The sequence below is a fragment of the Nocardiopsis sp. KDC1DS13DA1 genome (genome assembly GCF_055632325.1).
In genome coordinates, this window is record NZ_JBVMUY010000031.1 from 103,796 (window position 1) to 122,018 (window position 18,223).

Annotated in this window: 16 protein-coding genes; 7 read left to right on the forward strand and 9 right to left on the reverse strand. The window is 71.6% G+C overall.

Features of this window, described 5'->3' with window-relative positions; genetic code table 11:
• Positions 1 to 13 precede the first annotated feature (13 nt).
• On the reverse strand, positions 14 to 3,424 hold the full coding sequence (locus ACTVAJ_RS20775) for a helicase-related protein (RefSeq protein WP_470389877.1): 3,411 nt from the start codon (positions 3,422 to 3,424) through the stop codon (positions 14 to 16).
• 152 nt (positions 3,425 to 3,576) lie between these two features.
• On the opposite strand from ACTVAJ_RS20775, the gene ACTVAJ_RS20780 reads away from it, so the two are divergent.
• From ACTVAJ_RS20780 to ACTVAJ_RS20795, 4 genes are all read left to right on the forward strand, one after another.
• Entirely contained in the window at positions 3,577 to 6,222 is a 2,646-nt protein-coding gene (locus tag ACTVAJ_RS20780; protein ID WP_470389878.1) for a DEAD/DEAH box helicase, read from the forward strand.
• Positions 6,223 to 6,440: 218 nt separating this feature from the next.
• Entirely contained in the window at positions 6,441 to 6,845 is a 405-nt protein-coding gene (locus tag ACTVAJ_RS20785) for a hypothetical protein (protein WP_470389879.1), read from the forward strand.
• Positions 6,784 to 7,221, forward strand: coding sequence for a DUF4253 domain-containing protein (locus ACTVAJ_RS20790; protein ID WP_470389880.1), 438 nt, complete (start codon positions 6,784 to 6,786; stop codon positions 7,219 to 7,221). Before ACTVAJ_RS20785 ends, ACTVAJ_RS20790 begins: the two co-directional genes overlap by 62 nt.
• A gap of 73 nt (positions 7,222 to 7,294) precedes the next feature.
• Complete coding sequence (locus ACTVAJ_RS20795) at positions 7,295 to 9,181, forward strand: hypothetical protein (protein ID WP_470389881.1); 1,887 nt, start codon at positions 7,295 to 7,297, stop codon at positions 9,179 to 9,181.
• A gap of 23 nt (positions 9,182 to 9,204) precedes the next feature.
• On the opposite strand, the gene ACTVAJ_RS20800 is transcribed toward ACTVAJ_RS20795, so the two are convergent.
• The 4 genes from ACTVAJ_RS20800 to ACTVAJ_RS20815 all read right to left on the reverse strand — a co-directional run bounded on the left by ACTVAJ_RS20800 (position 9,205) and on the right by ACTVAJ_RS20815 (position 12,609).
• A complete protein-coding gene (locus ACTVAJ_RS20800) occupies positions 9,205 to 9,639 on the reverse strand; it encodes a hypothetical protein (protein ID WP_470389882.1) in 435 nt (144 codons plus the stop codon).
• 122 nt (positions 9,640 to 9,761) lie between these two features.
• A complete protein-coding gene (locus ACTVAJ_RS20805; RefSeq protein WP_470389883.1) occupies positions 9,762 to 11,156 on the reverse strand; it encodes an acyl-CoA synthetase in 1,395 nt (464 codons plus the stop codon).
• Between the two features lie 134 nt (positions 11,157 to 11,290).
• Positions 11,291 to 11,974 (reverse strand): haloacid dehalogenase type II, encoded by a 684-nt coding sequence (locus tag ACTVAJ_RS20810; RefSeq protein ID WP_470389885.1) that lies wholly within the window; start codon positions 11,972 to 11,974, stop codon positions 11,291 to 11,293.
• Entirely contained in the window at positions 11,971 to 12,609 is a 639-nt protein-coding gene (locus ACTVAJ_RS20815; RefSeq protein WP_470389886.1) for an RBBP9/YdeN family alpha/beta hydrolase, read from the reverse strand. The genes ACTVAJ_RS20810 and ACTVAJ_RS20815 overlap by 4 nt, the downstream gene beginning before the upstream one ends.
• 95 nt (positions 12,610 to 12,704) lie before the next feature.
• Between ACTVAJ_RS20815 and ACTVAJ_RS20820 the strand changes: the two genes are divergently transcribed.
• The gene (locus tag ACTVAJ_RS20820) at positions 12,705 to 13,778 is read left to right on the forward strand and encodes a LysR family transcriptional regulator (protein WP_470389887.1); all 1,074 of its coding nucleotides are present in this window, start codon (positions 12,705 to 12,707) and stop codon (positions 13,776 to 13,778) included.
• 87 nt (positions 13,779 to 13,865) lie between these two features.
• On the opposite strand, the gene ACTVAJ_RS20825 is transcribed toward ACTVAJ_RS20820, so the two are convergent.
• The 3 genes from ACTVAJ_RS20825 to ACTVAJ_RS20835 form a co-directional block, all read right to left on the reverse strand.
• Complete coding sequence (locus ACTVAJ_RS20825) at positions 13,866 to 14,033, reverse strand: hypothetical protein (RefSeq protein ID WP_470389888.1); 168 nt, start codon at positions 14,031 to 14,033, stop codon at positions 13,866 to 13,868.
• 191 nt (positions 14,034 to 14,224) lie between these two features.
• Positions 14,225 to 15,421 carry a hypothetical protein gene (locus ACTVAJ_RS20830; protein ID WP_470389889.1) on the reverse strand — a complete coding sequence of 399 codons (1,197 nt, stop codon included), beginning with the start codon at positions 15,419 to 15,421 and terminating at the stop codon, positions 14,225 to 14,227.
• A gap of 65 nt (positions 15,422 to 15,486) precedes the next feature.
• Positions 15,487 to 16,080 carry a TetR/AcrR family transcriptional regulator gene (locus ACTVAJ_RS20835; RefSeq protein WP_470389890.1) on the reverse strand — a complete coding sequence of 198 codons (594 nt, stop codon included), beginning with the start codon at positions 16,078 to 16,080 and terminating at the stop codon, positions 15,487 to 15,489.
• An 85-nt stretch (positions 16,081 to 16,165) separates the two neighbouring features.
• Between ACTVAJ_RS20835 and ACTVAJ_RS20840 the strand changes: the two genes are divergently transcribed.
• Together ACTVAJ_RS20840 and ACTVAJ_RS20845 are read left to right on the forward strand one after the other, a co-directional pair.
• Entirely contained in the window at positions 16,166 to 16,492 is a 327-nt protein-coding gene (locus ACTVAJ_RS20840; RefSeq protein WP_470389891.1) for a rhodanese-like domain-containing protein, read from the forward strand.
• A 51-nt stretch (positions 16,493 to 16,543) separates the two neighbouring features.
• Entirely contained in the window at positions 16,544 to 17,146 is a 603-nt protein-coding gene (locus ACTVAJ_RS20845) for a histidine phosphatase family protein (protein WP_470389892.1), read from the forward strand.
• 190 nt (positions 17,147 to 17,336) lie between these two features.
• Here the strand turns inward: ACTVAJ_RS20845 and ACTVAJ_RS20850 are convergent, their stop codons facing one another.
• Positions 17,337 to 18,215 carry a hypothetical protein gene (locus tag ACTVAJ_RS20850; protein ID WP_470389893.1) on the reverse strand — a complete coding sequence of 293 codons (879 nt, stop codon included), beginning with the start codon at positions 18,213 to 18,215 and terminating at the stop codon, positions 17,337 to 17,339.
• Between the last annotated feature and the right edge of the window lie 8 nt (positions 18,216 to 18,223).

Sequence of the window (18,223 nt, forward strand, 5' to 3'; positions counted from 1 at the left end):
CACCACGGCCCGGTCAGAACGGATTCCTCCCCTTGGCCCAGGTCTTGTTCCAGTTGCCCAGCACCCCGGTGGCCTCGAACCCGCCGAGGTCGGTCGTCGCGAACGGGTCCTCCAGGTAGCGCACCTCGTCGTACTCCGGGCCGCGGACATCGACCCTGACGAGGGCCAGCCGGTAGCGGGGTGCGGCGTTCTTGCCGGTGATGACCTCGTTGTGGGTGACGAAGAAGTTCTCCGCCCCCTCCATCCTGGCCTTGACCTCGATCCGGATCGTCTCCCCGTCTGCCTGGGTCGAGAGGATGTCGTATCCCGGGTTGTCGAACGCCTGCTCCTGCGGGGTGCGGCCCAGAGCGCGCTCCAGGGGCAGGACCGCCTCGACACCACGGCGTTCGACCTCCTTGGTCTCCTTGGCGTGGAGAGGCGCCTTCGCGGGGAGGTCGTCCTCGACCATCGCCGCGGGGAGCACGAGCGCGGTCGTCACGAGCCTGGGCGGCTTGGCGGACATGAGAGTCTGCCTGCCGATCTCCTCCAGCCGCCGTCGAAGGCGGACGTCGAGCTCGGCGGCCTTGCGGGTCAGGCTCTCGGAGGACTCCTTGGGGCGCTCGCCGTTCAGCTCCTTTCCGCGGGCCAGAGCAGCGCTCGCGAGCAGGCGCTCGGACTCGGACCGCAGGCGTTCCTCGACCAGGTGTCGGATGCGGGTCAGCTCGGCCTCACGGCGGGGTCGCACTTCGGCCACGTACCCGGGCAGCCGGTGGCTGATGATCCAACTCGTCGCCCGGTCCTCCGCCTCCGCCATCCACTTCCAGTGCCTCGCCGCGGCGACGGCCGGGGTGTCGGGAGCGGCGACGCAGTCCAGGTAGGGGGCGGGACCGGCGGGGGTGACGATGCCGTACTCGTCGACGTAGGAGTACCCCAACCGGCGGTTCACACTCGCCCCGGTCCCGTCCACCACCTCCTCGACGACGCCCACGAGCAGGCGGGGCTCTTCGAGGGCGGGCGAGACCAGGACGGTGCCGGTGTTCAGTGCCCCTTCGTAACGGCGGATCGTCTCGTCCATGACGGCGTCGTGCAGCGGATGCCCGGGTGCCAGCAGGTCGGCGCGCTCCAAGCCCTCAGGCTGGACGTGTCCCGGGGAGAACGTCACCCGGGAGTAGCGCGAGGCGATGGCCGCCTTCCCGGTCGCGCGTACGGCGGCTGGGACACCGGTGATCTCGTGGCGGCCCCTCTCCCTGTGCACGATCCTGCCGCCGAGCCGGGTGAAGGCGGCCTTGAAGGCCGCCTCGATGTAGTGGGGCTGTAGGCGCCTCGCGCGGGCCTCGTCCATCGCGGCCCGCAGGGCCCGCAGCTCCGCGTCGGGTAGGCGGTCCGAGGCCAGTGCGCGTTCGTTGAGGAGTTCGACGAGGCCGTCGCCGACGGAGGCGTCGATGACCTGGTGCATCCTCGCGCGTGTCTCGGGGTGTTCACCGTACCGGATGGCGTCTTGGAGCAGTTCGCGCAGCGGCGTGCCGGTGAAGGATTCGCCGAGGACGTCGAAGACCTTGCCGCCGTAGGCCCTGCGCTGCTCGTCGACCTTGTCGAGCAGGCGCGTGAAGACCATGCCCTCGCGGGTGTTGGCGGCGACCAGGTTCCACAGACGGCAGACCTCGGTCTGGCCGATGCGGTGGATGCGGCCGAACCGCTGCTCGATGCGGTTGGGATTCCAGGGGAGGTCGTAGTTGACCATCAGATGGGCGGCCTGGAGGTTGAGGCCTTCACCGGCCGCATCGGTGGCGATAAGGATCCGACAGTCGCGGTCGTGGGTGAACTCCTCGGTGATCGCTCGGCGTTCACGGCGGCTCACACCGCCGTGGATGGTCCGTACGGCCTGGTCCTGGCCGAGGAGGGCGCGGATACGGGAGGCGAGGTAGGAGAGTGTGTCGCGGTGCTCGGTGAAGACGATGAGCTTGCGCGGGTTCCCGTCGCCGTCGGCGGTGAGGGCGTGGTCCTGGAGGATGCGTGACAGCTCGGTCCATTTGCGGTCCCGGCCGCTGTCGCGCGCGGCGCGGGCGGTCCTGGCGAGGTCGGCGAGCTCAGCGAGTTCGGTGTCCAGTTCTTCGACTGTCTGTGCCGCGGTGGCCGAATCCAGCAGTTCGTCCTCGAAACCCTCGATCTCCTCGACGTTGTACTCGTCCCCGTCCAGGAGGTCGTAGTCGAACCTCGGGGACGGCTCCCGGTAGGTGCCGTTCAGGACGGCCTGCTTCTTCAGCTCCAGCCGTTCCGCCCGGCGGATGAGGGACCGGTGGATCGCCTCCGGGCTGGAGGCCAGGCGCCGTTGAAGCACGGTCAGGGCGAACCCGATGGTGTTGCGGCGCTTGCCGCCGACGCGTTCGGCGCGGTTCATACCCTCACGAACATAGGCGGTGACCTGCTCGTACAGGTCGTACTCCAGGGCGGTGAGCTCGTAGGGGACGGTCTCGGCGATGCGCTCGGGGAACAGTCGCCTGCCGTCGAAGGTCAACAGGTCCTCCTTGATCATGCGGCGCATGATCCCGGTGGTGTCGGCGGACCTCTCGGCACGTCCTTCGAACCGGTCCCTGTCCAGCAGGGTCAGGAAGAGTTGGAAGTCCTCCTCCTTGCCCGAGTGCGGGGTCGCGGTCATCAGCAGCAGGTGTCGGGTGACCTCGCCGAGGAGTTCACCGAGCTGGAACCTCTTGGTCCTGTCGACCTTTCCGCCGAAGTGGTGCGCTCCCATCCGGTGGGCCTCGTCCACGATGACCAGGTCCCACCCGGAGTCCTTGAGTTGGGCCAGCAGGCGCTCGTTGCGTGCCAGGTGGTCCATGCGCGCGATCAGCAGGGGATGGGTCTCGAAGACGTTGAGGTTGACGTTCGACTCGACCAGGTCGTTGGTCAGCAGGTCGAAGTGCAGGCCGAACTTGAGGAACAGCTCATCCTGCCACTGTTCCACCAACCCGCCGGGCGCGACGATCAGGCATCGTGCGACGTCGTCGCGGAGGATCAGCTCCTTGACGTACAGACCGGCCATGATCGTCTTGCCCGCACCGGGGTCGTCCGCGAGGAGGAACCGCAGCGGGGTACGAGGCAGCAGCTCTCCGTAGACGGCACGGATCTGGTGCGGTAGCGGTTCCACGTCGCTCGTGGCCACCGCGAGCATCGGGTCGAACAGGCCGGCGAGGGTGATGCGCTTGGCCTCGGCCGCGACCTTGAAGTCGGTCGCGTCGCCGTCGAAGGAACGCGAACCGGACTGCGCGATCCGTAGGCGATCCTCGTCCTTGCGGAAGATGACCTGCTGGTCCAGTGCCCCCTTGGCGGTCTTGTAGGTCAGTTCGACAGCGGAGGTGCCGTGCCACTGGACGAAGATGACGGTGACCGGCTCAGCGGGGACCACACCTTCGATCTGCAGCCCCTGCCCGAGTTCTTCCAGCTGCACTGCCAGCCTCCTGTCATCCCCAGTCGGTGGCCTTCTGGCCATCGCCTTCGTGTGATTGGTCCGCCAGACAAGCCGCGAGTATGAGGATAAGCTCCTCATTGCCTCCTCTTTACCTTCGCAGCATTTCTCCCCCACGCTCGCAGAAAAGCCTTATGAACCGAGAAGAACGCCAGGATCTGGGAGCCCTCGTCACCCAGGTCAACGCCTGGAGCGTACGTGCCCGTACGGTCCTGGAGCAGCGCAGAGGCGCGCACGAGGACTTGCGCGTGTCGCTCGAGTATCTCCGGCGTTCCCTGTTCTCGGTCCACCGCGACGGACAGGTCGCCTGGCAGGTCCTGCCGATCACCGCTGAGACCGAGGACCGGCTGGGTGGCGTCCTCGCCTGGGACGGGCGGCCGGAGATGGCTCGCACGGATCTCCAGATCCTGCGCGCCCTGGCCGAAGACATGCCCGCGCAGGTCCGGGCGGCTCGCTCGCTGCTGGGCCTGCGCCGGTTCCTCTCCTCATCCACCAAGAAGGACACGGCCGCCGACGCCGCCGCCTACCTCGCCGAGTACCGGGCCTGGGCGGAGCGGGAACGACTGTCTCACCGGCTGGACACGTTCGATGTCCCCGTCAGCCGAGTCAGGGTGGACGCCTCCCATGACCTGCCTCAGGGGAGGGTGCCGTTGGGCGAGCATGTGCCGCAGTTGGCGGGCAGACCGACTCTTCTGGACGTGCGCGTGCTCGCGGACCTGGGCGCCGCGATCGACAGGGTTCGGCAGGCCCAGCACCAGGTGGTCTATTACCGCGACGCCGCGCTGCGGGCGGGCAACGAGGTCCGCGAGGCGGAGACCCTGAAGGTACTCGCCGAGATGCCCCTGGACCGGCTGCGGGAGGCCACCCGTGACCGGCTGCGCACGGCCCCACTGGCGAACGCGGGGTTCACGACCGTGCTTGAGGTCCTGAATCTTGGCGGACACGTCATGCGGCTGCCGGGGATCGGGGAGAGGTCGGCCACACAACTCGTCGGGGCCGCTCGGACGCTGTGGCAGACCACGTTCGACGAGATGCCCGCCCGCATCGACATTCGTAACCGCACCGACCACACCACGAGGTTCCTCCAGTCCCTGCGCGCCTGGGACGCCGCCCGCGGCCTGTCGGGCACCTCCACCCTGGTGGCTCGAACGGAGGAACTCGCCCCGCTGGCCGACCGCCTGAAGTTCGTGAGGGCCACACACCTGGCTCTCTATCCCACCGCGCACGCTCCTGCCCCCGATCAGTTGACCGAAGACGCCAGGGCCGTGTGCGAAGGCGCCGCTCGCCTGGGTACCTTTGTCGCCGGGGCGGTCACCGACGGGGACGTGTGGGACGACTTCACCTCCCGCCCCGCGGACTACTTCGCCCTGCTGGCCGAACTCGGGCTCAACCCCGAGGACGAGTCCAAATCCACCGGTGACCTCCCCGACGAGATCGTCCAGGCCATCCGTGACCTCACGCTGAAGACCGACCACCTCAAGGTCTCGGCTCTGCGCGGTTACCAGAGCTTCGCCGCACGCTTTGCCCTCGTGCAGCGCAAGGTCATCATCGGCGACGAGATGGGTCTGGGGAAGACCGTCGAAGCCCTCGCCGTCCTCGCCCATCTGAGCGCGCTCGGCGAGAGCCACTTCCTGGTGATCTGCCCTGCGGCAGTGGTCACCAACTGGACACGTGAGGTCACCGCCAAGTCCACATTGCGTGTCCACCGCGCACACGGTCCCGAGCGTGACCAGGCACTGCGCTCCTGGATCCACCGAGGCGGGGTCGCCGTGACCACGTTCGAGACCCTCGCCCGGTTCGAGAGCCAGCTGTCGAGCATCCAGGAGCTGGCGTGCGTTGTGGTCGACGAGGCCCACTACGTCAAGAACCCGGACGCCAAACGCTCCCGCCGCACAGCGCAGCTGATCACGCGTTCCCCGCGCGCGATCCTGTTGACTGGTACTCCGCTCGAGAACAGGATCGAGGAGTTCGCCAACCTTGTGCGCTACCTGCAGCCCGGCCTCGTCGTGGACACCTCCGAGTTGTCCCCGCGCAGGTTCCGCAAGCAGGTCGCTCCCGCTTACCTGCGTCGCAATCAGGAGGACGTGCTCGACGAGCTTCCGGACCTCGTCGAGGTCGACGAGTTCGTCCCGCTTTCCCAGACAGACCGAACCGCCTACCTCAGAGCAGTCGATGAGGGGAACTTCGCGGTCATGCGACAGGCTGCCATGCTGGAAGGCCGGTCCTCGGGCAAGGTCGGGCGGTTGCTGGAGATTGTCGAGGAAGCTGAGGCCAACGGCCGACGTGTGATCGTCTTCTCCCACTTCCTGGATGTCCTGAAGCTGGTGGCCAAGGTGCTGCCAGGCAAGGTCTTCGGGCCCCTGACAGGTTCCGTGGCGGCCGTGCAGCGGCAACGAATGGTGGACGACTTCTCCGCAGCCCGCAGGGGAGCGGTCCTGGTCTCGCAGGTTCAGGCGGGTGGCGTGGGCCTGAACATCCAGGCCGCCTCCGTGGTCGTGATCTGTGAGCCCCAGCTCAAGCCCACCATCGAGTGGCAGGCCATCGCACGAGCACACCGAATGGGCCAGCTCGAATCCGTGCAGGTCCACCGACTGCTGAGCGAGGAGGGCGTTGACCAGCGGATCAGGCAGATCCTGGCGCGCAAGAGTGTTCTGTTCGACGACTTCGCCCGCCAGTCCGCGACAGCGGAGAGCGCTCCCGAGGCCTTCGACGTGTCCGAGGCTGAACTCACCCGCGAAATCGTCGCCGAAGAACGCGAACGCCTGCTCGGCCAGAAGTAGGGCGATGTCCCTGTGCTGTGCTTGGGGGAGTCCCGGATTGGCCGTGTTCCGTCCACCGGTCCGTCTTCCTGCGAAGAGAGAGACTCCAGTGCCTGGAGCACTTTCGGGTCGTCCAGTGGAGCCGCGCCTGTCCGGTGCCGGTGGCCACGGTGATGGGAGATGTCACCGTGGCTGGGGTCCGCCGTCGATCGTCACCCCGGCCCTCTACCTTGGCGACCATGGATCCTCAGGCGTCGCTGTCCGTTCCGCTTCCCTCCGGCCGCATGCTCTCCTCCTACGCGGGGGATCCCCTTCTCTGGGTGAGCGACGAACCCGTGCCGGTCGGACTGTGGCCCCGGCTGCTCGCCGAGTCCCCGCGTTCGGGTTGGTGGCCGCTGCTGCTTGAGGACTTCGACCGCCACCGGGATCGGTTCCAGGAGGCGCCGACACTCACGCGGTTCACCTCGCTCACGGAACACGATCCGGCCGCTCTCCTGGCCTGGTGGTGGGGGGAGTACACCGGCCCCTTCGAGCCCGACTCGGGGGAGGCGGATCCTCGCCCGCACGTGACCGCCCCCTTCGATGCCAACTGGCCAGGGACGGTTCCCTCCAGCTTCGCTGGCCGAGGGGGCGGCGGAGGATGAGGCCGCCGAGTGCGCCGATCTCCTCGTCGAGCACGTGTCCGGACAGCGCCTGGGCCTGGTGCGGGCCTCATCGGGGGCGCAGGCCCTGCCCGCGTGCGGATGGTCGGGTCCGCTCAACGACGACGACGCCGCCGTGTTCGCCGCCGTCGTCGCCGACGGGGAATACCGCTTCGGTGCGCGTGTCCTGGGGCTGGGGTTCGACACCCTGACACTGAGCGTCGCCGCGCCGCCCGTCGCCATCGACCAGGCCCTGCGTGTGCCTGCCGAGCACTTCTCGTTCTGCCCGGACCAGATCTGGCAGGGGCACTCCCACCGGCTTCGAAACTACGCCGGACGCCTCGTCGACCGCCCCGTCTGGACCTTCTGGTGGGACTGAGGGGCGGGTTCTGCGGTCAGGTTCCCCGAACGGGAGCATGGTCACCTCAGCCCCGTAGTGGAACGGACAAGACGTGAACTTCGACCCGAAGGCCGCGGCCGGATGGCTGGCCGGCACCCTGGGCCGAGCCGGGGTGGCCGTGCTGGCCCTGGCCCCGTTCCTCGCCCTGTGGGTGCTGTACGGTCCGGGGCTGACCGCCTCTCGGTACTCCGACGCCACGCCCCCGTACTGGTGGCTGTCGATCGTCGTTCTCCTGGTGTTCCCGGTGCTCGCCCTGAGACGCCGCCTCGACACCCTGGACGACCCCGACTCGCCTGACCACCAGCGGCACGACATGAACCTGGCCGTGCTCGCGGTCGCGGCCACGGCCGCCTGCGTGGTGGTCCTGCCCCTCAACGCCTTCGCGCTGACCGCCGATCCCCCGGGCGACCACGTCATCGCGCCCCGGGCGCTCGGCCTGGGGCTGGTTATGGTGCTGACCGTGCTCGGTGTGTGGTCGTCCCTGATCGCCTGGATGGTTCGTCCGCCGCGTCGGCGGAGCCACGCTCTGGTCGGCCTGCCCGCCGGGGCCCTGACCGTCCTCGCGGTCGCCCTCCTGGTCGAACCCCTGGCCCTGTACCGGCCGATCACGCACACCGCCCTGTCCGAGCCCCCGGGCTGGCTCGCACCGGTCCCGGCAGCCGTCACCCGGGTCGGATGGACCTGGGAGCCTCCCGAACACACCAGGGTGAGGCACGTGCACGCCGGAACCCACGGGCCGATCCTGGAACTGAACGACGGACTGGTGGCCCTGGACGGGCGGACCGGCGAGGAACTGTGGAGCTACCGCGCCCCCTACACCGACCTGGCCCACCCCTGGGAGGCGGGCGTGTTCGACGACGGACCCGAGTTCGCCTACGTCACCCTGGAGTCCCCGGACGTGCCTGAGGGGGCGGTCAGGGTGGTCCTCGACTCCGCCACCGGGCGGATCGTCGAGCAGGAGCCGTTCGACCACGGGTGGATGCGGTCCGGTGCGCTAAGGGACATGGAAAACCTGTACCGAACACCCGATGTCCACGTGTTCGCGGCCGAGGATGCGTTGAGCGCACACACCTCCGAAGGTGAGCTGATGTGGGAGAGGTGGATCGGCTACCGGGATCTGGAGCGACGTTGCCTGGCTGATGCCGACGGAGTCCTCGCCCACGACCAACAGGTCCTTTTCGTGGAGGTCTGCGCCGATTCGGACCAGGACCTGGGTGCGTCCTGGTCGTCCCTCGGCTACAGCGAGCGGTCGGACGCCGTGCGGGCCGGTGGGACCGTGGAGGTGACCGCCGTGGACCTGGTCACGGGTGAGGAGAACTGGCGTCGTGCGTGGGAGCACGTCGACGAGGACTTCGCCCCGCTCCTGATCTCGGGCGGCCCCACCCGTCCAGAGGCCGATCCGGTGGTCATGGTGGGTAACCGGGCGCTACACCCGGCCACCGGGCGAGACGGCTTCCCTCCCCTGCCCGAGGACCTGTTCGGCGTCGAAGAGATCGCGTTCATCGACGGCCGCTCCTATCTGCGCACGGACAGCGTGGGCGCTGTCGTGCTCCAGGACACGGGATCCGACGAGCCCGTCCGCCTGCACCACGTCGACGGTGCGGGGGACGTTGTGGGCACCACTTCCCTGGAACGCGCGGAACCGGTCGGCCTGCTGGCCGAGGGAACGGCCCTGGAGGACGTCCTGGTGGCCGGAGGTGTCCACAACACCGATGGGCAGGGCGTGCCGACCGTTCTCGTGGGCGACCTGGACGGCGACATCACCACGGAGAACGTGCGCCGGATCGCCCTCGACACTCGGTTGGCCACGGACGACGACGGCTGGGGGTCCGGCCGCCTTCCCATCGCCCCCGTCCCCGGTGCGGTGGTTTCCTTCCTGTACGTGGAGGCGGACGCTGAGGGAGAAGGCTTGGACACGGTGTACGGCCTGGTGGAGTGATTCCGGCCGCATCCGTGTCCGGCTCACGGGTCGTGGAAGCCGGTGAGGTCGACCTCGGGGGCGTCGGTGTACACCACACCGGGCTCGGGCGGGATGGGTTCGCCGGAGGCGGCGTCGGTGCAGTGCGCGTCGAACATCCGCGCCTCGTCGAGGGGGATCAGGCGCCGGTCGGCGACCGTCCAGCCGCGCACCAGCGTGACGGGGACCTCGACCCCGTCGGGCGGTGTGTGGGAGACCTGGTCGGTGAAGCTGCGCAGGATCAGCGCCGCGGCGGCGCCGCCGTCGACGGCGGCGCACAGCCGTTCCACCACGGGCGGATGCTCGACGTACAGGCCACTGCCCCGACGGTCGACGGCGGTGGACATCACGTGTCGGGTGCGCAGGGTCAGCAGGTGGCGGTCGTGGGGCAGGCCGTTCAGGACGGCGCACAGCAGGGTGTGGGCGCGAGGAGAGAGCATGCTTCGAGTATGTGCGCGCCGACCCGGCCGGATCGGGTTGTCCACAGGGTGGATCGGGGTGGATTCCGGGTTCGGTTCCGCGACCATGGGCGGTGCGGCCGACACCGGTCCGTTCACCGGCGTCAGTGCCGCCCGTCGACCAGCGACTTCTTCTGCACCTTGCCCATGGCGTTGCGCGGCAGAGCCTCCACCACGCGCACCTCCCGCGGGCGCTTGTGGACGGACAGGCGGGCGGCCACGAAGTCGATGACCTCCCCCGGGGCGATGCCGTCGCCCACCAGGTAGGCGACGATCCGCTGCCCCAGGTCGTCGTCGGGCTCGCCCACCACGGCGGCCTCCCGGACCGCTGGGTGGCCCAGCAGCGCCGCCTCGACCTCGCCCGCGCCGACCCGGTACCCGCCGGTCTTGATCATGTCGACCGACATCCGCCCCACGATCCGGTGCCAGCCCTTCCCGTCCATGACCGCCGCGTCCCCGGTGCGGAACCAGCCGTCGTCGGTCCACGCGGCCGCCGTGGCCTCCGGCAGGCCGAGGTAGCCGCCGAACAGGGTGGCGCCGCGCACCTGGAGTTCCCCGATCGACTCCCCGTCCGACGCGACGGGCTCGCCGTGCTCACCGCGCAGCCGCGACTCCACGCCGGGCAGTGCCGTCCCCACCCAGCCGGTGCGGCGCGGGGCGTCGGCGCGCGCGGCGACGGTGATCAGCGACTCGGTCATCCCGTACCGCTCCACGGGGCTGTGGCCGACCAGCGCGCGCAGGTCGTCGGCCACCGGGTCGGGGAGGGCGGCGCTGCCGGACACCAGCAGCCGGGCCCCGGCCAGCGCGCGGGCGCTGTCGGGATCGCGGGCGATCCGCGACCACACGGTCGGGACGCCGAAGAACAGCGTCCCACCCTCCTTGGCCGCGGCGGCGTAGGCGGCGGGGGTCGGGCGCACGGTGTGTACGAGCGGGCCGCCCACCCGCAGGGCGCCCAGCACGCCCAGGACCAGACCGTGCACGTGGAACAGCGGCAGACCGTGGACCAGCACGTCGTCGGGGGTCCAGGACCAGGCGTCGGCGAGGCCGTCCAGGCAGGCGGCCATGGCTCCCCGGGAGATCACGGCGCCCTTGGGCGGGCCGGTGGTGCCGGAGGTGTAGAGGATCAGCCCGGTGGATGCGGGGGAGGGCTCGGGGAAGGCGGCGCAGGAGCGCTCGGCCGGGTCGACGGGGACCGCGGGCAGGTCGGCGCCGTCCTGCGGCTCGCCCAGCCACAGGGCGGCGCCGGAGTCGCGCACGATGTGGCGGCGCTCGGCCACCCCGGAGTCGGACGGGACCGGGACCACGGGAACCCCCGCCAGCAGGCCGCCGACCACCGCGACCACCGTGCGCAGCGACGCCTCCCCGTGCACTGCGACGGCGTCGGCACCGGCGATCCGGTCGGCCACGGCCCCGGCCGCCGACCAGAGCCCCTCGCGGTCGAGTCCCTCGTCACCGACCCGCACCGCGGGCCCGTCGCCCGTCCCGGAACCCAGCAGCATGTCCGTCACCGTCCGTCGTCCGTCCCCGATCCGGTCGCGAGCCAGTACACCACACGTCCGGAGGCGGACCCGGCGGGGGTGAGGGCCGACCGGGGCCCTTCGGCACGCACCCCGCAGCCAGCCGTGTGCCGTGGTCAGGGACGCGTCAGCAGGTCCGGGAGTTCCCTCAGGTCGCGGATCGTCATCGTGGGCGCGCACATCGTCTCGGGGTAGACGGACGAGCCGCGCCGCAGCCATGCTCCGGCCAGCCCCGCGCGCCGAGCCCCGTCGACGTCCCACGGGTGCACGGCGACCAGCACGGCCCGGTCCGGCCGGAGCCCCGCGCGATCGGTGACGTACCGGTACGCCTCCGGCGCGGGTTTCCAGCGGCGGGGTCCGCTCACGTCCAGCAGTGCCTCGAAGCAGTCCAGCAGACCGGCCCGGGACAGCAGGGCCCCGGTCACGGCCGCACTGCCGTTGGTCATGGTCATCAGGCGGAACCCGGCACCGTGCAGGGCACGGACCCCGTCCGGTACGTCCGGATGCACGTCGAGCTCGGCGAACCCGGACACCACGTGTTCGGCCACCGACTCCGCGTCCCCGTCCCATCCCTCCAGGTCCGCCAGCAGCCCGCGCAGCACGTCGCGGGCCACCGGGCTGAACCCGGCGAACGCGCCCGAGGCGGTCAGCGCGAACCCGTCGCGCAGCACACCGGCGAACCAGGTGGGCAGCAGGTGCCCGGGCGCTCCGGCCCTCTCCAGACGTGTCCGAAGCGGACGCAGGTCGCTGAGCGTCTCGTTGACGTCGAAGACCACCAGCGGGTGGCGTGGGGTCGTCACACCGTCCGCCCGGCGGTGTGGTCTGTGCCGGTACGGCGGCGGAGTCGGGGGTGACCCGTCGGGGCCAGACACCAGTCCAGGACCGAGGGCCAAGGGCCGTAGCCCGAGTCGGGGCCCAGGTGGGCAGCTCCGGTCAGGACGTCGACGGGCACGCGGAGGGAGGCGCCGTAGGCGGTGACAGCCCCCTCCGGGCAGTAGGGGTCGTCGTCTCCGGCGACGATGCGGGTGTGGTCGGCGCGGTCGGTGAGCCGTTCGCGCCCCACCCGCGGCGGGACGAACGCGCGGACCTCGGGATGCCTCTCCAGGACGTCCGGGGAGGGCGGGGCGACCAGAAGGACCCGGTCGACGGTGACCGGCACGGCGTCCCGGGCCGCGGCGTGCAGCCACAGCGCACAGGCCAGGCTGTGGCAGACGACGGTGCGCCGCGGTCCCCGCAGCGCGGCCAGGCGGGTGCGCAGTTCGGCCAGCCACACCTCCAGCCGGGGGTGGTCCGGGTCCGGTAGTTGGGGGTAGTCGACCTCGTGCCCCAGGTCCGCGAGCCGGTCGGCCAGCCAGTGCTGCCAGTGTCCGGCGGGTCGGCGGTTCTGCCACCCGTGCAGGATCAGGAAGCCCTGTGCCGCTGCGGTGTCGGTCATCGTCCCTCACAGTTCCCGTGGGTCCGGCCCATGGCCGGGCGATCGTCAATGATGGTGGCAGCCGATCATCCTCAAGGTCCAGTTAATCTTTTTCGATGGAACCGATCAGTCATTCCTTAAGTGTTGATCTGCGGCGCCTGGGTGTGCTGCGGGAGCTGAACCGCCGGGGCAGCCTGGCCCGCACGGCCGAGGCCCTCCACCTGACGCCGTCGGCGGTGTCCCAGCAGATGGCGGTGTTGTCCCGGGAGGTGGGCGTCCCGCTGCTCGAACGCCGGGGGCGCGGGGTCCGGCTGACCGGGCAGGCACGTGTGCTGCTGGAGCACGCCGACCGCATGGCCGCGCAGTGGGAGAGGGCCCGCGCCGACATCGCCGCGTGGGAGGAGGGCCGCCGCGGCGCGGTCACCGTCGGCTGCTTCTCCAGCGCGATCACCGGACTCCTGCCCCACGCGCTGCGGCTGTTGGCCGAGCACCACCCGGAACTGCGCGTCTCGGTCGTCGAGGCCGAGCCGCCGGATCTGTTCACGCGCCTGGACGGCGGGGAGGTCGACGTGGCCGTGGCCGTGGACTTCGCCGCCGCCCCGCCGCACACCGATCGCCGCTACACCCGTGTCGACCTGCTCACCGACGTCCTGGACCTGGCCCTGCCCCGGAGTGATCCGCGTGCGGAGCAAGAACACATCCCCCTACGCGACCTGGCCTTGGACGCGTGGATCGTCGGTGACCCCCGTAGCTGCTGCGGTGCCGTCACCCGGACCGTGTGCGCCGCGCACGGCTTCACACCCGACATCCGTCACGCCGTCGACGACTGGACCTCCCTCGCCGTGCTCGTCGAGGCGGGTCTTGGCGTCGCGCTCGTTCCGCGCCTGGTCCAACCACTGCACCGCCCCGGTCTGGTCCTGCGCGCACTGGCGGGGCCGCCGCCCCGCCGACACGTCTTCGCGGCGGTGCGCGCCGGGTCCGGCGACGACCCTGTCCTGTCCGCCGTCCTCGGACTCCTGCGGCGGGCGGCCGAGGAGACCGGGGCGGATGAGCCCGTCACCGGCGCGGTGGGATCCCCGGGCTCTCCCGGCCGCGCCGGTCGGGTCCGTCCGGCCGGCACGCCCGGGTCGGTGTCGGGTGGCGCCGGGGCCGGTTCGCCAGACGGCGGCGCAGACCGGGCACTGACCTGAACAGAGCCGAACCGTCGTCTGCTCAGCGCTTCCGTCCGGGGCTCGGGAAGGGAGCTCCCGGAGCCTCACGGCATCGGGGAGCGGCGGTCAACGGCAGCCGGGACGGGGGAAGGTTCCCGAGGCCGGGGAGCCGGAGCCGTCCGGCCCGAGCAGCGCCCACACGGTGTGGAGGGGGACCATGACCAGCACGGCCGTGCCAGCTTCGCCCAGGGTTCCGGCCAGCCACCGGCCGATGGTCTGCATGTCGAGGGTCACGTGTCGTCCGTTCGGGGAGACAGGGGAAAGAGCAGGGGAGTGAGGGGCACGAGAGGCGGGTCAGTCCGTCACCGCGGCGGCGATCTCCGCGGCCTCGCCGGCGCCCTCCGCCGGCGCCCTCCGCCGGTGCCCGGTCGGCGCGGGCCGCCCGGTGCTTGCGGGCGGCCCGCGCGGTGTGTCGAGGGGGAGGGTCAGGAGTTCGCGCCCCCGTGCGCGGAGCCGGGGCGCAGCCCGAACGGCACCCCCAGGCCGGTGAGCCAGCCGCCCTCCTCCAGGAGACGGAAGACCTCCCGGGTCACCTCCTGGTCCGGGGCCTGGCGCGGCGGCCAGCCGAACGCGTCGGAGACCATGGCCCAGCTCGGTCCGTGGCCGTGCTCGCCGCGGTAGTGGGCCACCCACCGGGCGACCTCGGCCCCGCGTCCGTCGAGCAGCTCCCGGGCGCGCTCGGGCACGGGGACCTCGGCGGGGGTGCTGGCCGGGGCGTCCCGCGGCGGGGTCGGCGGCGGGAAGAGCGTGGGCGCCATGGGCATGGTGAGCTCGGTCAGGTGCGCCTCGACGGTCCCGCCCGCCACGCGCAGGTCCCGGATCCAGTCGAGCCGCAGCAGCCACTCGGCCAGCTCGGTGACCTCGGCGGGGCCGCCGGTCAGGGCGCACGCGGCCACCACCTCGTCCGCCGGCAGGGAGATGCGCCCCTCGCTGTCCGCCCGGGCGGCGAGGTAGGCCGCGGTCAGGCGCAGGCGGTTGGGCTTCTTGCGCATCTTCTTGTGGGTGAGGCTGCGGGTCACCCAGCCGGAGGCGCGTGAGCGCACACCGTTGCCGACGTCCCACGGGTTGCCCTGCAGGTCGGGCAGACCGCACCGGGCGATGTTGGCGGGCTCGGCGTTGATCGCCCGCTCGGGGGTGGTCTCGAGCCACCCGGACGAGACCAGTGTGGTCAGGGCGGCGTGCGCGTCCTCCATCCGGAGCGACCGCACGTCCTGCCCCGTCATGTTCGCGTGGCCCTTGATCGCACCGCGCAGGGCGCAGGTGAGCGCGAGCAGGCGGCTGTCGGGGTCGTCGCCGACGGCCTTGCGCCTCAGGTACGACCACACGTCGAGCAGGAAGGCGGACTGGAGTTCGTTGAGCGGCAGCGGGCCGCGCTTGTGCGGTTGCTTGGGCGCCTCGCGCTGCCGCCGGATGTGCTCCAGCTGCTTCTTCCTGCGCTCCTTCTTGGTCGAGGGCTTCCTGCGGTTGGCCCAACCGGGCGGGGCGCCGACCCCGAGTTCGGCGCAGCGCGTGCACTCCATCGCCGCGGCCAGGTCCTGGTTGGGCTTGTGGAACCGGGGCTGGGGGACCTTCGCGGAACGGGAGGAGACGTGCACGTCACTGGTCACGGTGCGTTGCGTCATGTGAGGAGGGTAGCGACGATTCGGTACCTCTGTCCGCGATCCGCGCAATCGGTCGGCCCGCGCGCTCAGGGCGGCCCGAGCAGCGCGCCGACGGCGGTCGCGACACCCGCGCGGATCCGGTCCCAGTCGTAGCCGGACGCGCGCAGTTCGGCGTTGAGGTCGGCGTCGACCGTTCCGAGCAGGACGTGCGCCAGGTGGTCGGGGTCGGGGCGGTCGGCGCACAGGATCGCCAGGTGCCGGTGCCAGAACACGTAGGACCCGACGCGGTAGCGGGCGCCGGGTGCGGCCGTCTCCGACAGCCGGACCAGGTCCAGGTGGTCGGCCAGGTGGGTGAGGTAGGCGTCGAAGAAGGCCAGTGCGCGGTCCCGGGCGGGCGCCCCCGGTCCCAGCGGGGGGTCGCCGAAGACGATCCGCTCCTGGAGTTGCCGCTCGCGCTCGTCCAGCAGGCCGGCGACCAGCCCGGACTTGTCGCCGAAGCGGCGGAAGACCGTCCCCTTGCCGACCTGTGCCGTGCGGGCGACGGCGTCGACGGTCAGCGCCTCCACACCCCCCTGCGCGAACAGGAGCGCGGCGGCGTCCAGGACCCGGGCCCGGTTGCGCGCGGCGTCGGCCCGCTCCCGCGGCGGCCGGCGCAGCACCCGAAGCAGTTCGTCGTTCACGGGGACCAGCCTACTAGACAAACGGACTTTGGTCCGTTTACTCTCCTCCTTGTAAGCGGACCGCAGTCCGGATAGGAGAGGAACCATGACCGCACTCATCAGCCGCGAGGAACTCCGGGGGCACATCGACGCCGGGACGGTGACCGTGGTGGACGCCCTCGGCGGTGCCTACCACGAGCAGCAGCACCTCCCCGGTGCCGTCGCCCTGGTCGCCGACGAGGTGGCCGGCCGGGCGGCCGAGGTGCTGCCCGACCGGGACGCCCTCATCGCCGTCTACTGCTCCAACCCCGCGTGCGGGAACAGCCAGGCCGTGGCCACCGCCCTGGAGGGGCTCGGTTACACCCGCGTGCGCAAGTACCGGGAGGGGATCCAGGACTGGGTGGAGGCCGGTCTGCCGGTCGACCAGGGCTGACCCGACGCGTCGGGGGAGTGATCGCGCGCCCGGTGCGGCAGGATCGGTGCCATGGGTGAACTGGTGCTGATCAGACACGGGCAGACCGAGTGGAGCCGGGCACGGCGGCACACCGGGCGCACGGACCTCCCCCTGACCGAGGAGGGCGAGGGGGAGGCCGCGGCCCTGCTCCCCCTCCTCGCCGGGCGCGACATCGACCTGGTGGTGACCAGCCCGCTCCGGCGGGCGGTGCGCACGGCCGAGTTGGCCGGGCTGGGGGAGGGGGAGACGGTCCCCGACCCGGACCTCATGGAGTGGGACTACGGCGGCTACGAGGGGATCACCACCGCCGAGATCCTGCGCGGGCGGCCGGACTGGAACCTGTGGACCGACGGGGTTCCGGAGGGCGACGCGGAGCACCCGGGGGAGAGCGTCGAGCAGGTGGGGGAACGCACCGACCGGGTCCTGGCCGCGGTGTCGCTGATCCTGGGCGACGGCACCGGACCCGACGTCGCGCTCGTGGCGCACGGCCACGTCCTGCGCGTGCTCACCGCGCGCTGGCTGGGCCTGGCACCCGGCGACGGCGCGCTGTTCCGGCTGGACACCGCGGCCGTGAGCACGCTCGGCCGCGAGCACGGCCGCCCCGTCATCACGTCGTGGAACCGGATCGCCTGAGCGGGAGGGCGGGAGGCGCCCCTCGGGAGTGCCGGGCCGGATCCCGTCCGGCCCGGGGCTCAGTCCCGTGGCGGTGGATGCTCCTCGTCGGGCCCCTCGCCCACCGCCGGCTTCGGCTCCGCGCCCGTCGGTCGCCGCAGCGCGCGCCCGCGCAACGCGGCGAGCCCGCGTGAGCGCTCCGCGATGGTGGTCAGGCGGTCGTCGAGGGGGCGACGGTCAGCGGAACCCCCCTGAGCGTCGTGCCCGTGCGGACCAGCGACCGGATCTCCGGCTTGACCGCCATGAACAGGGCCGCCGCGGGGCCGCCGTTCAGCTCCCCGGTGCGCCGCAGCCTCCTCCCGTACCCGATATGGCACGGCAGGAGGCCGAAGCCCGCCTCGTCCACGGCCCGGTCGAACTCCTCCATGTCCTCCCCCGCCTCCTCCCGCTCGGCGCGGGTGACGGCCGCCAGCGTGAGGACCGAGACCACGTCGACGGCCCTGGCCGCGACCCAGGACCGGCCCGGCACCGGGGGCAGGAGCCCGGTCACGCTGTCGCTGACCATGTCCATCCCGCTGGTCAGGAGGACGTCGCTGGTGCGGCGGGCACGGATCTCGCGGACCCTCCTCCAGGGGACGGTGGAGCCGTCGAAACCGACCGGGTCCGTTCCGATCTCGATGGCGCCCAACCGGTCCAGCAGGCCGAGCAGGCGCCGTACCGGGCGCGGCGGTTCCCACGCCGTCTCGGTGACCGAGCCGACCGACAGCCGGAACGGTTCCTCCCGCGGCTCCGCAGGCACCTCCAAGTGTTCGAGGACGTCGGTCACCCACGCCATCTCGCGCAGTGACCCCCTGATCTCCTGAGCCGCCCGCGCCATCTCCGCGCTCCCGTCCCGTGCCCTCCGCGCCGCCTCGCCCGCCCTCCCGTTCACCCTTCGGGTGGCCTCGGCGCCGCGCTCCCCGGCCGCACGGGCCGCACCCGTGCCGCGCTCGGCGATCGGGGAGGCGTGCTGGGACGCCGAGTCCCGCGCCGTCCCGGCGGTCCTCCCCGCCGCGTCGGACGCTGAGGCCAGGCGGTCCTTCCAACCCATGGCGGTTC

What these genes read in the sequence shown, in the direction of transcription:
- ACTVAJ_RS20845 (WP_470389892.1), top strand. Translation starts at nt 16,544, where the DNA reads ATGGGTGAACTGGTGCTGATCAGACACGGGCAGACCGAGTGGAGCCGG.
- ACTVAJ_RS20800 (WP_470389882.1), bottom strand. Translation starts at nt 9,639, where the DNA reads ATGCTCTCTCCTCGCGCCCACACCCTGCTGTGCGCCGTCCTGAACGGC.
- ACTVAJ_RS20815 (WP_470389886.1), bottom strand. Translation starts at nt 12,609, where the DNA reads ATGACCGACACCGCAGCGGCACAGGGCTTCCTGATCCTGCACGGGTGG.
- ACTVAJ_RS20805 (WP_470389883.1), bottom strand. Translation starts at nt 11,156, where the DNA reads ATGCTGCTGGGTTCCGGGACGGGCGACGGGCCCGCGGTGCGGGTCGGT.
- ACTVAJ_RS20790 (WP_470389880.1), top strand. Translation starts at nt 6,784, where the DNA reads ATGCCAACTGGCCAGGGACGGTTCCCTCCAGCTTCGCTGGCCGAGGGG.
- ACTVAJ_RS20830 (WP_470389889.1), bottom strand. Translation starts at nt 15,421, where the DNA reads ATGACGCAACGCACCGTGACCAGTGACGTGCACGTCTCCTCCCGTTCC.
- ACTVAJ_RS20820 (WP_470389887.1), top strand. Translation starts at nt 12,705, where the DNA reads ATGGAACCGATCAGTCATTCCTTAAGTGTTGATCTGCGGCGCCTGGGT.
- ACTVAJ_RS20780 (WP_470389878.1), top strand. Translation starts at nt 3,577, where the DNA reads ATGAACCGAGAAGAACGCCAGGATCTGGGAGCCCTCGTCACCCAGGTC.
- ACTVAJ_RS20840 (WP_470389891.1), top strand. Translation starts at nt 16,166, where the DNA reads ATGACCGCACTCATCAGCCGCGAGGAACTCCGGGGGCACATCGACGCC.
- ACTVAJ_RS20850 (WP_470389893.1), bottom strand. Translation starts at nt 18,215, where the DNA reads ATGGGTTGGAAGGACCGCCTGGCCTCAGCGTCCGACGCGGCGGGGAGG.
- ACTVAJ_RS20785 (WP_470389879.1), top strand. Translation starts at nt 6,441, where the DNA reads ATGGATCCTCAGGCGTCGCTGTCCGTTCCGCTTCCCTCCGGCCGCATG.